General features: G+C 72.1%; 14 protein-coding genes and 1 pseudogene. 9 read left to right on the top strand and 6 right to left on the bottom strand.

From position 1 onward, the window contains the following. Window positions 1-130 precede the first annotated feature (130 nt). Genes ACIBG4_RS35630 through ACIBG4_RS35620 form a run of 3 tightly spaced genes read left to right on the top strand, consistent with a single transcriptional unit; the run spans window position 131 to window position 3,212 of the window. Window positions 131-1,459 (top strand): extracellular solute-binding protein, encoded by a 1,329-nt coding sequence (locus ACIBG4_RS35630; protein WP_397206121.1) that lies wholly within the window; start codon window positions 131-133, stop codon window positions 1,457-1,459. After that, complete coding sequence (locus ACIBG4_RS35625) at window positions 1,459-2,382, top strand: carbohydrate ABC transporter permease (protein ID WP_397206274.1); 924 nt, start codon at window positions 1,459-1,461, stop codon at window positions 2,380-2,382. The genes ACIBG4_RS35630 and ACIBG4_RS35625 overlap by 1 nt, the downstream gene beginning before the upstream one ends. Then, complete coding sequence (locus ACIBG4_RS35620; protein ID WP_397206119.1) at window positions 2,379-3,212, top strand: carbohydrate ABC transporter permease; 834 nt, start codon at window positions 2,379-2,381, stop codon at window positions 3,210-3,212. The genes ACIBG4_RS35625 and ACIBG4_RS35620 overlap by 4 nt, the downstream gene beginning before the upstream one ends. A 97-nt stretch (window positions 3,213-3,309) precedes the next feature. Here ACIBG4_RS35620 and ACIBG4_RS35615 read toward each other — a convergent pair whose 3' ends face one another. Continuing rightward, window positions 3,310-3,882: a hypothetical protein gene (locus ACIBG4_RS35615; RefSeq protein ID WP_397206117.1), complete on the bottom strand. Its 573-nt coding sequence runs from the start codon at window positions 3,880-3,882 to the stop codon at window positions 3,310-3,312. Window positions 3,883-4,086: 204 nt separating this feature from the next. Here ACIBG4_RS35615 and ACIBG4_RS35610 point away from each other — a divergent pair, with 204 nt between their 5' ends. Beyond that, window positions 4,087-7,020: an alpha-L-fucosidase gene (locus ACIBG4_RS35610; protein ID WP_397206115.1), complete on the top strand. Its 2,934-nt coding sequence runs from the start codon at window positions 4,087-4,089 to the stop codon at window positions 7,018-7,020. 143 nt (window positions 7,021-7,163) lie between these two features. Here the strand turns inward: ACIBG4_RS35610 and ACIBG4_RS35605 are convergent, their stop codons facing one another. Continuing rightward, window positions 7,164-7,316 (bottom strand): hypothetical protein, encoded by a 153-nt coding sequence (locus ACIBG4_RS35605; protein WP_397206113.1) that lies wholly within the window; start codon window positions 7,314-7,316, stop codon window positions 7,164-7,166. A gap of 16 nt (window positions 7,317-7,332) precedes the next feature. Here ACIBG4_RS35605 and ACIBG4_RS35600 point away from each other — a divergent pair, with 16 nt between their 5' ends. Further along, complete coding sequence (locus ACIBG4_RS35600) at window positions 7,333-7,758, top strand: hypothetical protein (protein WP_397206112.1); 426 nt, start codon at window positions 7,333-7,335, stop codon at window positions 7,756-7,758. A 3-nt stretch (window positions 7,759-7,761) separates the two neighbouring features. Here the strand turns inward: ACIBG4_RS35600 and ACIBG4_RS35595 are convergent, their stop codons facing one another. After that, window positions 7,762-8,916: an RtcB family protein gene (locus ACIBG4_RS35595; RefSeq protein ID WP_310708993.1), complete on the bottom strand. Its 1,155-nt coding sequence runs from the start codon at window positions 8,914-8,916 to the stop codon at window positions 7,762-7,764. Window positions 8,917-8,959: 43 nt separating this feature from the next. After that, on the bottom strand, window positions 8,960-9,637 hold the full coding sequence (locus tag ACIBG4_RS35590; protein WP_397206109.1) for a GNAT family N-acetyltransferase: 678 nt from the start codon (window positions 9,635-9,637) through the stop codon (window positions 8,960-8,962). 187 nt (window positions 9,638-9,824) lie between these two features. On the opposite strand from ACIBG4_RS35590, the gene moaA reads away from it, so the two are divergent. Beyond that, complete coding sequence (moaA, locus tag ACIBG4_RS35585; protein ID WP_397206107.1) at window positions 9,825-10,814, top strand: GTP 3',8-cyclase MoaA; 990 nt, start codon at window positions 9,825-9,827, stop codon at window positions 10,812-10,814. Window positions 10,815-10,817: 3 nt separating this feature from the next. Here the strand turns inward: moaA and ACIBG4_RS35580 are convergent, their stop codons facing one another. Continuing rightward, window positions 10,818-11,429, bottom strand: a complete 612-nt coding sequence (locus ACIBG4_RS35580; RefSeq protein WP_397206105.1) for a LysE family translocator — start codon at window positions 11,427-11,429, stop codon at window positions 10,818-10,820. A gap of 177 nt (window positions 11,430-11,606) precedes the next feature. Here ACIBG4_RS35580 and ACIBG4_RS35575 point away from each other — a divergent pair. Together ACIBG4_RS35575 and ACIBG4_RS35570 are read left to right on the top strand one after the other, a co-directional pair. Further along, window positions 11,607-11,930, top strand: a pseudogene (locus ACIBG4_RS35575) (molybdenum cofactor guanylyltransferase); the annotation flags it as partial. A 568-nt stretch (window positions 11,931-12,498) separates the two neighbouring features. Then, entirely contained in the window at window positions 12,499-12,756 is a 258-nt protein-coding gene (locus ACIBG4_RS35570) for a DUF6457 domain-containing protein (protein ID WP_397206103.1), read from the top strand. 313 nt (window positions 12,757-13,069) lie between these two features. Here ACIBG4_RS35570 and ACIBG4_RS35565 read toward each other — a convergent pair whose 3' ends face one another. Beyond that, window positions 13,070-13,384 carry a DUF3099 domain-containing protein gene (locus ACIBG4_RS35565; RefSeq protein WP_310708999.1) on the bottom strand — a complete coding sequence of 105 codons (315 nt, stop codon included), beginning with the start codon at window positions 13,382-13,384 and terminating at the stop codon, window positions 13,070-13,072. Window positions 13,385-13,483: 99 nt separating this feature from the next. On the opposite strand from ACIBG4_RS35565, the gene ACIBG4_RS35560 reads away from it, so the two are divergent. Continuing rightward, window positions 13,484-13,696, top strand: a complete 213-nt coding sequence (locus ACIBG4_RS35560; protein WP_310709000.1) for a dodecin — start codon at window positions 13,484-13,486, stop codon at window positions 13,694-13,696. The last annotated feature ends 162 nt before the right edge of the window (window positions 13,697-13,858 follow it).

Genomic DNA, 13,858 nt, shown 5'->3' with positions numbered 1-13,858 from the left:
AATGCCCCGATTGTTAGCGTTATCACCATCAACGTCAAGGTCTGTGCACTGATGGAAGCAAGGTCTTGACATGCGGATTGTGACCGCTAACACTCCTGAGGCATCGCTGTCCAGAGGAACGAGGCCCACCGTGGACAGACCATCCCTCACCCGCCGCAGCCTCCTGGGCGGTGGTCTCGCGCTGCTGGGCGCGGGCGCCGCCGGCTGTTCCCTTCCCGTCGGACTCGGCTCGGCCGGGACCCGCGTGCGTTACTGGCACTTTCTCGGTGCCAGCGACGGCATCATCATGAACAAGATGGTCCGCGGGTTCGCCAAGGACAACCCGGGCATCGCCGTCGAGGAGAACGTGCTCGCGTGGGGCGAGGCGTACTACACGAAGATCGCCATGGCCGGCGCCGGCGGCCGCTCGCCCGACCTGGCCACCTTCCACCTCGCCCGCCTGTCCGGCATCGGCGCCGGCCGCATCCTCGATCCGATCGACCCCGCCCTGCTGGCCGAGAACGGTCTCGAAGCCGCCGACTTCAGCCCGCCGATCTGGGAGCGCGCGCACGTGGGCGGCGAGCTGTACGCCGTCCCGTTCGACGCCCACCCCATGGTGCAGTACTACAACACCGAGATCTGCGAGCGGGCCGGCCTGCTCGCCCCCGACGGCAGGCTGCGGCCCACCGACGGGCCCGAGGAGCTGCTCGCCGCGCTGCGCAAGGCCAAGGGCGTGCTCGGCGGCCGGCCGCCGCTCGTCTTCGACGCCCTCGGCCTCGGCACCGTCGGCCCCTGGCGCCTGTGGTGGTCGCTCTACTCGCAGAGCGGCGGCACCCTGCTGTCGGAGGACGGCTCGCGCGTCACCCTCGACGACGCCAAGGCGCTCGACGCGCTGCGCCTCATGCGCACCCTCGGCGCGGAGGGGCTGTGCGACCCGCGCACCGACTACGGCGCCTCCGTGGCCGCCTTCACCAACGGCCAGGCGGCCTTCCTGTGGAACGGCGACTGGGAGACCACCGGCCTGAAGCAGCGCGGCACCCCGTTCAGCATGGCCCGCTTCCCCAGCGTCCTCGGCACGGGAGCGGCCCAGGCCGACTGCCACGCGTTCGTGCTGCCGCACCAGCGCGAGCGCGACCCGGAGATCGAGCGGGCCACCTACCGCTTCATCGCCTACCTGGTGAAGAACAGCGCCGACTGGGCCGTCGCCGGGCACGTCCCCGCCTACCTGCCCACGCTGGAGGAGCCGGAGTACCTCGCGTTGCACCCCCAGTCGGAGTACCGCTCCGTCATCACGGAGGTCGCGCTCGACCCGAGGGCGTGGTTCGCCGGATCCGCGTCGCGGCTCTGGCTCGACTTCGGCGAGGCGTTCTCCCCGGTCGTCAGCGGCGCCCGCACCCCCGAGCAGGGGCTCGCCCAGGCCAGGCAGGCGCTGCGCCGGCTCATGGCCGCGCCCAACCCCTTCCCCGCAGAGGAGCGATGATGACCACCACCGTCGCCGCCCCCGCCGCCCCGGCCGCCGCGCCCGCCGAGCACGCCCGGGCGCGCCGCCGCTGGACCCAGCACGGGATGCTGTTCATCGCGCCCTTCCTGGCGATCTACCTGGCCTTCCTCGTCTGGCCCCTGCTGCAGGGCCTGCGCATGAGCCTGTCGAGCGTCAACATCGCCGGCACCAACGACCGCTTCGTCGGCCTGGCCAACTACGCCGAGGCGTTCGCCGACCCCCGCATGTGGCGCTCCCTGTGGAACACCCTCGTGTTCACCGTGCTCAGCACGGTCCCGCTCGTGCTGCTCGGCCTCGCCCTCGCCCTGCTGGTCCACCAGCTGCGCTTCATGCAGTGGCTGTGGCGGCTGTCGTTCTTCGGCCCGTTCCTGCTGCCGTCGGCCGTGGTCTCGCTGCTCTGGCTGCAGATGATCTACCCGCCCGAGTACGGGCTGCTCAACGGAAGCCTCGGCACCGATGTGCTGTGGCTGGGCGACCCGTCCACGGCGATGTGGTCGATGGTGCTGACCACGGTGTGGTGGACGGTCGGCTTCAACTTCCTGCTCTACCTCGCCGCGCTCCAGTCGATCCCGCGCCACCTGTACGAGGCCGCCGCGATCGACGGGGCGTCCTCCTGGAACCGGCTGCGCTCCATCACGCTGCCCCTGCTCGGCCGCACGACCGGCGTCGTCGTCGTGCTCCAGCTCCTCGCCTCGCTGAAGGTCTTCGACCAGATCTACCTGATGACCGGCGGCGGCCCCGAGGACTCCACCCGGCCGATCATCGAGTACGCCTACGACGCCGGGTTCACCGGCTACCGCATCGGCTACGCCTCGGCCGTCTCCTACATCCTGTTCGCGATCATCGTCGTGGTCTCCCTGGCGCAGCTCCGGCTGTTCCGCAAGAGCGAGGAGCCGTCATGACCAAGAGGTTCGGCTGGGGCCGGCTCGTGCTGCTGGCCGTCGCCCTCGTGCTCGCCGCCGCCTGGCTCGCGCCCGTCGCCTGGGCCGTGGCCACCTCGCTCAAGCCCGAGAGCGAGACGACCAAGCTGCCGCTGGAGTGGATCGGCAGCCGCATCACCTTCGACGCCTACAGCCTCGTGCTGGGCACCGGCGGCATCGTGAAGTGGGCGGTCAACTCGGTGGTCACCGCCGTGATCGTGACCGCCATGACCGTGCTGTTCTCGGCCATGGCCGCCTACGGCTTCGCCCGGACCAGCTTCCGCGGGCAGCGGGCGCTGCTGGCTCTCATCCTGGCCGGGATCATGGTGCCGCCCCAGGTGCTCATCGCGCCGCTGTTCGCCGAGATGGTGTCGCTGGGGCTTGTCGACACCTGGTGGGCCGTCATCCTGCCGCAGGTGGCCGCGCCGCTGATCGTCTACATCCTCTACAAGTTCTTCCAGGACGTGCCGCCGGAGCTGGAGCAGGCGGCCTTCGTGGACGGGGCCGGGCGCTGGCGGGTGTTCTTCACCATCGTGCTGCCGCTGTCGCGGCCGGTGCTCGCCGCCGTGTCGATCTTCACGTTCATCACGACGTGGAACAACTTCCTGTGGCCGTTCATCGTCTCCACCGACCCGAACACGATGACCCTGCCGGTGGGCCTGGCCAACGTCGTGCAGGGCACGTTCGGCCTGCGCTACGCCCAGATCATGGCGTCCGTCGTGCTCGCGGGGCTGCCGCTGCTGGTGGTGTTCGTGCTGTTCCAGAGGCAGATCGTGCGAGGCGTCGCGCACACCGGCCTGGCCGGCCAGTGACCGGAGCCGGCGACGCCGGCGCGGCGTGACGGGAAGCCCCACGTTCGCCGGCTTGCCGGAGACCGGCCGGGCGGCCCGGGGGGGTATGCCCGGACGGTCACGGGGTGCTCGCGGGTGACGGGCTCGTCGTGGCGCCCGGTGAACCCGGCGCCGCCGGTGACGCCGGGCCGGTGGGGGTCGAGGGGCCGCCGGGGTTGAGCGTGGCGAACAGGCCGTTCCTCGCCTCGACCGGCACGATGAGCCGCAGGCTGCCCCGCCCCGCGTCGAAACTGAACGTCATCGGGACCGAGCCCGTGTCGGCCACGCCCGTCACCGTGCCGATCGGCCGGTCGGTCCCCACGATCCCACGCGCGGGCACCACCACCGGGGCCGTCAGCCGGGCCTGCCCGCCCTTCTGCAGCGTCACCTGTGCCAGGCGCACCGGCTCGGCTCGGTCGTTGACGAGCACGGCGTACAGCGGCAGCCCGGCCGGCGGCGTGGCCGGCCGCGCCCCCGGTTGACCGCCGAGGAGGAACGCGTTGCGGACGTGGACCCCCTTGCCGCTGGCGTTGGCTCCCTCGTTCTGGGGGGTGAAGATGCGGGTGACGTCCTCGGAGTTGTACGTCAGGCCGCTGCATCCCGCGGTCGCGAGCGTCAGCGCGACGGCGGAGACTGCGACGGTACGGCGCATGTCGAACTCTCTCTCCCCCGGATATCCGATGGTTCTTCCGCTACCCAGCGTCACCAGGTCGAACCCCCACGATCCTCCCGCCAGTCATCGGATGGATGGGGCACGGATGCGCGAGTCAGTCCCTTGACCGTCGTCAACGTCGATGTAATCATCGGATCTCTGATCCGCGAGTCTCCGCCACAGCTCGACGAAAGAGCCGCCGTCATGGGACTTCCTCCGCAGCCCCGCACCCAGGTGAGACCCGCTCGGCGCGCCTCCCGCGCCGCGCTCGTCCTCGCCCTGATCGCCGCCCTCACCACCCTCGTCGCCGTCCGCCCCGCCGCGGCCGAGGTCGAGCACCCCCGCCAGCAGTGGTTACGCGACTCCACCGCCGGACTGTTCCTGCACTGGGGCATGTTCACCGCCCCCCGCCACCTCGACTGCGCCCAGTGGGAGCGCGACGTCACGGACGGCGGCTGGAGCGCCGGCTACTGGGTCGACGAGGCACGCAAGCTCGGCGCCTCGTACATCGTGCTCGCCACCTTCCACAGCCGCCTGGGCTACGCCCGCCCATGGCCGTCGCAGATCCCCGGGAGCTGCTCCACGCGGCGTGACCTCCTCGGCGAGCTGGTCGCCGCCGGCAAGGCGAAGAACGTCCGCGTCCTGCTCTACATGACCGACGACCCGCAGTGGCACAGCGAGCAGGGCGTGCAGACCCTCGACTCGGCCGCCTACTCCGCCTACAAGGGCCGGCAGGTGGACCTCACCACCCGGCCCGGGTTCGGCATGTTCAGCTACGACCTGTTCTTCGAGGTCATGCGGAACTACCCCGACCTCGCCGGGTTCTGGATCGACAACGACAACGAGTACTGGGAGCAGAACCACCTCTACCAGCAGATCCGCGAGAAGCGCCCGTCCTGGTTGCTGAGCAACAACAACGAGGACACGCCGATCATGGACACGGTCAGCAACGAGCAGAAGACCGGCATGACCCCGGCCTACGACTACCCGCAGGCCGCCTTCACCCCCATGCCCCGCCTGACCGAGGCCGACTACAAGCTGCCCACCACCGGCGACTGGTGGTACGACGGCAGCGACCACCCCGTGGACGTCCGGCTCAGCACCGGCCGCTACATCACCAACGCCGGCTCCTCCATGAAGTCCCTCATGGCCGAGACGCCGATGGTCAACGGCCGCTTCCCGCCGCAGCAGGAGGCGTTCAACGCGTTCATGGCAAGCTGGGTGCGGCCCATCCGGGCCTCGCTGGAGCGGACCGAGGGCGGCGGCTACCTGTACGGCGGCCTGCAGCCCGGCTTCTGGAACGACGGCGCGCACGGCGTCGTCACCGTCGCCCGCGGTTCGGGCACCCAGTACGTCCACGTGGTGACCAGGCCGCGTACGGACTTCGTCCGCCTGCGCGACAACGGCCACCTCGTCACCGGCGTCCGCGACCTGCGGACCGGCGAGCGCATGCGCTTCCACCAGTCCGGCGGCCACCTGACGATCCTCGGCATCACCAGGTGGGACGACTACGACACGGTCTTCGAGATCGAGACCAAGGGCCGCCCGTTCGTGTACGACTCGTCCGGGTTCACGGCCACCGCCACCTCCTCCCGCGCCGGCCACCCCGCCTCCGCGCTCGTGGACGGCGGCTTCCAGGACTACTGGGACAGCGACGCCCGGCTCCCCGTGTCGGTGACGCTCGATCTGGGCCGGCGCCGCCCCGTCGCCTACCTGGCCGTCAACCAGCGGGAGATGTCGCCCACGTATGCCCGCGAGTCGTTCGGCCGGCCCGAGGACTCCGCCCGGATCAAGGACTACCGCGTCTACGTCAGCGACGACGGCAAGCGGTGGGGTGAGCCCGTGCGCGCCGCCGCCCTGCGCAGCGCCCGCGGCGTCCAGTTCATCGACCTCGGGCCGCGCACCACCCGCCACGTCAAGCTGGAGATCCTCAGCACGTGGAGCGGCCCCCAGGCGCCCCGCTTCCACCGGCAGCTCCAGATCGACGAGATCGGGGTCGGCTTCGGCCATCCCCTCTCCCTGAGCGCGCCGCCGCCGCTGGAGGCCGAGCGCGCGAGCCGGGACGGCGCGGCCCGCGTCGCCGTCTGCCCCGCCTGCTCCGGGCTCGCCCAGGTCACCGGCCTCGGCGGAGGTGACCGCGACGCGGTGACGTTCCGCGACGTCACCGCCGCCGCGGCGGGCACGTACCGGCTGCAGATCGACCACACCGCCGCCACGCCCGCGCCGCTGTCGGTGAGCGTCAACGGCGCCGCGCCGGTCCAGGTGACGGTCCCCGGCGACAAGGCGGGCGTCGTGGCGAGCACGGCCCTGGCCGTGCCGCTGAACGTCGGCGCCAACACGATCCGCCTGTCCAGCGCCGCCGCCCAGGGCCCCGGCGTGGACCGGATCGCCGTGGGGCCGATGCCGCCCGCGTCGGAGACGCCCCGGACGACGCTGACCGTCTCACCCTCGGGCATCCAGTGGACCGGCCCCGGCCGGCAGTCGATCAAGGTGACGGCGACGCTGCGGCTCGACACCGACGAGTCCGTCGACGAGGTGACGCTGGCGCCCGCGGTGCCCGCCGGCTGGACCCTGGAGGGCGCCCCGGCCACGGCCGCGTCCATGCGGCTCGGCCAGACCCTGGAAGGCTCCTGGACCGTCACCTCCCCGGCCGGCCAGGACGCCGGACAGGCCGACATCCCGGTCACCGCGTCGTTCCGGAGCCTGGGCCGGCCCGCCGGGACGAGCGAGCAGGTCCGCGTCCGGCCGCGCCCCGCCGACCGGGTGTTCATGCGCGAGGCCGAGGACTCGCGCAACCGGATCGGCGACGCCGGGATCACCGGCTGCACCCCGTGCTCGGGCGGGCAGAAGGTGCGCAACCTCGGCGGCTCCCCGGACGCGTACGTGCTGTTCGAGGACGTCACCGTCGACCAGGCCAAGGAGTACACGCTGTACCTCGACTTCACCGTCAACGGCGAGCGCTCCTACCACGTGTCCGTCAACGGCGGCGCGCCGGTCGAGGTGAAGGTCAGCGGCGTCGGCAACAACACCCCCTACGTCACGTCCGTGCCCGTCGCGCTGAAGGCGGGCGCCAACACCATCAAGGTCTACAACGACACGGCGGCCGCCCCGGACCTGGACCGCGTGTCCCTGGGCTAGCGCCGTCACGCCACCCGGCGGGGCCGCGCTGGGCGGTCCCGCCGCCCTGAAGGACCCTAGGGAGCACCATGCGTCACGATCCTTCCCCGGTGAGCCGCCGGGCGCTGATCGGCGCCGCCGCGGGAGCCCTGGCGGTGCCGTCCTTACCCTTGGCCGCGCCGGCCCGCGCCGAGCCGGCCCGCGAGCAGGCGCGCGCCGAGCCGGCCGGCGCCGAGCAGGCCGGTCCCGCCCGCGCGCGACCGCAGGACGCCTCCGCCGCGCTCCTGGAGCAGTGGGCGCAGGCGGAGGGAGCCCACCCCCTGGTCCCCGCCCGTGCCCGCCGGGGCCGTGCACCACGGCCTCAACCTGGAGGGCCTGTCGTCCGGCAACGTCTGGCGGCGCGGCACCATGGCCGAGGGCACGTTCGACACCCACCGGGCGCTGCCGTTCGAGAACGTCCGGACCGACGTCACACTCGTCAACAACGGCCGTGTCGGCGGCTCGGCCGCCTCGGGGCCGCTGTTCGGCGCCCGCATCGCCCACTGGAACATCCGCGTCACCGGCGGCGACCCGTACGCGGTCACGATCGCCGACGTCGCGCCCCGCAGCGTCACGGTCGGCGTCCGGGGCGTCACCGGCACGGTGAGCGGGCTGGTCCCGGACTTCGCCGGCGACCTGGAGAGCCTGCTCGCCGGGCACGGCGAGCGGCCCCAGGTCGCCGACCTATACGCCGCCCAGCGCGCGCACCTGCGGCTGTGAGGCTCAGCCCTTGTAGTTGAACACCTGGCTGAGCGTGTGCCGCACCTCCACCAGGTCCCGCTGGTCGGCCATGACCTGGTCGATCGGCTTGTACGCCTCCGGGTGCTCGTCCACCAGGGCGGCCGCCCGGTCCGCGTTCCACGTGCGGCCGCGCATCGCCTCGGCCAGCGAGCCGGCCGTCAGCCGCTTCTTGGCCTTGCTGCGCGACATCCGCCGTCCCGCGCCGTGCGAGCACGAGTCGTACGAGGCGGGGTTGCCGCGCCCGCGCACGATGTACGACCGCGTGCCCATCGACCCCGGGATCACGCCCTCGTCACCGGTGGCGGCCTTGATGGCGCCCTTCCGGGTGATCCACAGCTCCTTGCCGCCGTGGCTCTCCAACTGGGTGAAATTGTGGTGGCAGTTGATGACACGGACACGCGATCCCTTGCCGACGACCCGGAACAGGGCGTCCACCAGCACCCGGTCCATCCGGGCGCGCGAGGCCATGGCGTAGCTCTGCGCCCACAGCATGTCCTCGACGTACGCCTCGAACTCCGGGGTGCCCTGGGTGAAGTAGGCCAGGTCGGGATCCTCCAGGCCCATGGCCTGGCGCCGCATCAGGCCCTTGGCGCCGACGATGTGCTGGGTGGCGAGCTGGTTGCCGATGCCGCGCGAGCCCGAGTGCAGCACCGTCCACACCCGCTCCCGCTCGTCCAGGCACACCTCGACGAAGTGGTTGCCCGACCCGAGGGTGCCGAACTGCACCGCCACCGTCTTCTCCTGCTTGGCCGTCAGATCGGTGTGCGGCAGCCCGAGGGCGCTCAGCGTGCGGTCCACGGACGGGTCGTCGTGGCCCTTGCCGACGCCGGCGGGGATGCGCCGCTCCACGAGCGGCATGAGCGCGTCGAGGCTGTCGGGCAGGTCGGCCGCGGTGAGGGTCGTCTCGGTGGCGACCATGCCGCAGCCGATGTCGACGCCCACGGCGGCCGGGATGATCGCGCCCTCGGTGGGGATGACCGAGCCGACCGTGGCGCCGATGCCGACGTGCGCGTCCGGCATCAGCGCGACGTGGCCGGCGACGAACGGCAGGCGTGCGGTGCGCGCGGCCTGCATGATCGCGGCGTCGTCGATCTCGCTGGCCCACGAGAGCACGTTGGGTGCGGGCTGGTTCGGCATGTCCGAGGTCTCCTTTACTCGTCCGTGCCCCAGTGTGCCGCGATCATGACGAGAACCCCACTCGTTTTCCCGGCGCCCGCTCCGGGCCGGTCGGAGGGCCGAACAGCGGCAGGCACGCCTCCAGCCCGTCGATGCGGTGGCCGGGCGGCGTGCTCCACTCCTCGCGGTCCAGCCGCAGCCGCTGCTGCAGGGCCAGCTCGCCGCGGCGGCTGTGACGGACGAGGCCGTCGTCCCGGTAGCCGAGCCGGCGCGAGACGCGCAGCGACGCGTGGTTGTCGAGGTACGCCTCCGACACGGCGCTCTCGGCCCCGAGCCCGTCGAACGCCAGATGCAGCGCGGCGCGGCGCATCTCGGTGCCGATCCCCAGGCCCTGGAAGCGCCGCCCGAGCCACGAGCCCGTCCGCACCTCCCGCGTGATCGCGAAGTCCACGGCCTCCACCTCCTGCACGCCCACCACCTGTCCCTCGAAGACGGTGACCAGCGGGCAGCTCCAGGCGGCGGGCGTCCAGCCGGCCCACTGCCGGAAGTGGTACTGCACGGTGCTGCGGGCGCGCTCCTCCGGTTCGGCGTCCGACCAGGGGTGGAGGAACGGCATGACCGCGGGGTCGTGGATGCCCTCGGCGGCCCGTCCGGCCAGCTCGTCCAGGTCGGCCAGCGAGGGCAGCCTGAGCTCCAGCCGGGGCGTCGTGATCGTCAGGGAGAAGAGCGGCCAGTGATGCATGGTCCGGATGATGGCATCCTGTCCGGCATGCCCGGTACTCGATTTCCGGGGGCGTGATGCCGGGGGAATCCGGTGTGGTGTGCGGCTGTTGTCATGGGATACGGCACCATGTGACCAGCCGGGTTGGGGCTACGGCGGGGCCGGGCCGTAGGCTTGCCGTCCGGTGATCTGACAGGAGGTGACGCCCATGTTGCGGGACTCGTTCGGACGGGTGGCGACGGATCTGCGGGTGTCCCTCACGGACAAGTGCAACCTTCGCTGTACGTACTGCATGCCGCCCGAAGGGCTCGACTGGCTGCCCAACGCCCAGCTCCTGACCGCCGACGAGATCGTCCGGCTGGTCACGATCGGCGTCGAGCGGCTCGGCGTCACCGAGGTCCGCTACACCGGCGGGGAGCCGCTGCTGCGCCGCGAGCTGGTGGAGATCGTCGCCCGCACCACCGCGCTGCGCCCCCGGCCGCAGGTCTCCCTGACCACCAACGGCATCGGCCTGTCCAGGCTCGCCCGGCCGCTGGCGGAGTCCGGGCTCGACCGGGTCAACGTCTCGCTCGACACCCTCGACCGCGACACGTTCAAGCGGCTGGCGCACCGCGACCGGTTCGCCGACGTGGTCGAGGGGATGGCCGCCGCCCACGACGCCGGCCTGCGCCCGGTCAAGGTCAACACCGTGCTCATGCGCGACATCAACGACCACGAGGCCGTGCCGCTGCTGCGCTTCTGCCTCGACCAGGGGTACGAGCTGCGCTTCATCGAGCAGATGCCGCTCGACGCCCAGCACGGCTGGAGCCGCGAGGGCATGGTGACCGCCGACGAGATCCTCGACCGGCTCTCACCCGCGTTCGACCTGACCCCCGACGACCTGGAGGAGCGCGGCAGCGCCCCGGCCGAGCGGTTCCTCGTGGACGGCGGGCCGGCCCGGGTGGGCGTGATCGGCTCGGTGACGCGGCCGTTCTGCGGCGCCTGCGACCGCGTCCGGCTCACCGCCGACGGCCAGGTGCGCAACTGCCTGTTCGCCACCGAGGAGTCCGACCTCAAGACGCCGATGAGGGACGGCGCCACGGACGAGGAGCTGGCCGCGCGCTGGACCGCCGCCGTGGCCCGCAAGCGCGCGGGACACGGCATCGACGACCCGTCGTTCCTGCAGCCGTCCCGCCCGATGTCGGCGATCGGCGGCTGAGGCTCAGTTCTCGGTCAGCGCCAGCTTCACCCCGAGCGCCAGGAACGCGCCGGCGAACACCCGGCGCATCCACGCCATCACCCGGGGACGTGAGATCACCTGACCACGGATGGCCGCGGCGAACCACCCGTACCCGCAGAACACCACGAACGTCGCCAGCATGAACACCCCGCTCAGCTCCAGCATGCGCGCGAACGCCGCAGGCTCGTCCACGCTCACGAACTGCGGCAGGAACGCGAAGAAGAAGATCGACAGCTTGGGGTTGAGGATGTTCACCAGCACGCCGGAGGCGATCACCCGGTTTGCCGGGCGCGGGGCCGTCTCCGGCTCGACGCTGAGCGCCCCGCGCTCGCGCAGGGTCAGGACGGCCATGTAGAGCAGGTACGCCACGCCGAGGTACTTCAGCACCTGGAACGCCAGGGCGCTCGCGTGCAGGACGGCGGCCAGGCCGGTGATGGCGGCGGCCATGTGCGGCACGATGCCCAGGGTGCACCCGAGGGCGGCCACCATGCCGGCACGCCCGCCCCGGGCCAGGCCGGCGGCCATCGTGTAGAGCACACCGGTGCCGGGCGTGACGACGATGACGAGGGTGGTGAGGAGGAACTCGGTACTCATCGCGCCATCGGACCACTCCTGTACTTTCTATGTCAATCGCTGTTGCCATAGAGGGTGGCCGGCTCCCCGCGGTTGCGGAGGCAGTGGGCGGCGGGGCGCGGACGCCCGGCGCGGCGTCGTCGGATACGCGGCGGGGTATCGGGACCGGGCGCGGACCGAGGTGCGTACGGTGAAGGCATGAGCGGTGGGTACGACGTGGTGGTGCTGGCCGGGGGAGAGGCGCGGCGGCTCGGCGGCGCCGACAAGCCCGGGCTCGTCGTGGGCGGGCGGACGCTGCTGGAGCGGGTCGTCGCCGCCGTTCCCGGGGCGGGACGGGTGGTGGTCGTCGGGCCCGAACGGGACCTGCCCGGCGTGGTCTTCACCCGGGAGGACCCTCCGGGCGGCGGCCCGGTGCTCGCGCTCCGTGCCGGGCTGCGCGAGGTCACGGCGCCGGTGGTGGTCCTGCTGGCCGCCGACCTCCCGTTCCTGACCCCGGCCCACATCGCCACCCTCCTGTCCGCCATGCCCGCCGTCCCCGGCCGCCCCGCCGAGACCTCCGCCGTCCCCGGCCGCCCCGCCGAGACCTCCGGCGGCCCTCCCGCGGCCCCCGGAGTCCACCCCGCGCAGGCGCGAGGCCCGTCTCTGGCGCCCGGAACGGCGGCGGCCCGGCCCACGGGCGCCCCGGAGGCCCCGGGCGCGTACGAGGGCCGTGGGAGCGCCCCGGGCGACCGCGGGGGCGAGGAAGCGGCACGGCCGGCCGGGGTGGTGGCGGTCGACGGTGACGGGCGGGAGCAGTGGCTGCTGGGCGGGTGGGAGGCCGCGCCGCTGCGGGCGGCGCTCGGCCGGTACGGGGGGCGGTCCCTGCGCGGCCTGCTGGCCCCCCTCGTCGCGGCCCGCGTGGCGCTGCCCGAGCGGGCCTGGTTCGACTGCGACACAATGGACGACCTGGACGAAGCCCGCCTCGGTGACACGACCCGTGTCCCCTTCCCGACGACAGGAGGAGGCGCGACGCCCGCCCCGTGACGGCCGTGACGCGGCAGGACGTGCCGCGAGGCCGTGGCGTGCGGGGACGTGCGCGCCGCACAACCGTATGAACGTGCTGAACGAGTGGACCGCGCTGGCCTGCAAGGAGCTGGGCGTCGACCCGGCCCGCGTCGACCGCGACCTGATCCTGGAGCTGACCAAGGAGGTGGCGCACGGCGTGGCCCGGCCCGCCGCCCCGCTGACCGCCTACCTGCTCGGCCTCGCCGAGGGCGCCGGCACCGCGCCCGAGGACGCCGTCGCCCGCCTCACCGCCCTGGCCCGCGACTGGGGGCAGGCCGCGCCCCGGACGCTGACCGGCGACTGACACTCCAACGAACTCTTCATGTCAAGCGCTGCGCGAACCTGAAAGTTTCCTGGCAATTATGGACGCGACGGAGCGAAAACGATTTCGGGAAAGGGGCCCTATCACACGGGTGGTGTCGTCGCCGGACTGATCATCTACGGCGCGGATTTCCCCGGGAAAGGGCGACGCCGGGTGGTTACGGGGGCAAACCACCCGGCGTCGCTTCATCGGCGTTCCGACGGGGGCCCGGAACGCCGGCACCAGCACTCCGACGGGGGACCGGAGTGCTGGCTAAAGCGTACACCTACAACCCATGGGATGCGTCAAGACTTAGTCACGACCCGATCTCGCGTCGGTGCCTCGGTATCTCGCTTTGGTTAGCTTCCGGTGTCTGAAAGGTGGGAGGAGGGACATCCATCCCCCTCTCATTGGCTCCGATTACGGCTATGTATGGCAAAAAGACTGCGCCCGCGATGAACAGCAGCCTGTACGGCCACGGCACGGGCACCACGACGGCCAGGATCAGGCAGATCGTCCGGATGCCCATCTTGATCAGGTAGCTCACCTCGCGGCGCTGGATGTCCGCGCTCAGCGAGGGTCTGGCGTCCGTCACCTGATGAACGTCGTTCTTCCTGCGCCAGATCCTCATATCTCCCACCGTAGACCTCGGAGGGGCACCGGGCGACGGCTGCCCGGCCCTGGAAGACGGGTCATGCGATCATGGCTTTCGAGTAAGGAGGATGTGGAGATGACGGACCGAACGTACCGGGTCACCGAGATAGTCGGGACCTCGGCCGAAAGCGTCGACGAGGCCATCCGCAACGGCATCCGGCGCGCCTCGCAGACGCTGCGTCACCTCGACTGGTTCGAGGTTACGGAGGTGCGCGGGCACATCGAAGGGGGAGAGGTCGCCCACTACCAGGTGGGCATGAAGGTGGGCTTCCGGCTGGAGGACACCTGACGTCGCACGGGCGACGTCGCACGGCGACGGCCGCGCCCGCCGGGGGAGGCGGGCGCGGGCCGGCGGGGCCGCGCGCCGGGCGGTCCCTCGGCAGGTTTAAGTCGGGCACCCCCAGGGCCGGCCTGACCGCCCGGGGCCAGGAGTCGGTGCACACCCGGGGCC

The organism is Nonomuraea sp. NPDC050383 (assembly GCF_044459125.1).
GTDB lineage: Bacteria > Actinomycetota > Actinomycetes > Streptosporangiales > Streptosporangiaceae > Nonomuraea.
Note: the sequence above shows the minus strand (reverse complement) of the source record. Positions and strands in the feature narration are given on the sequence as shown.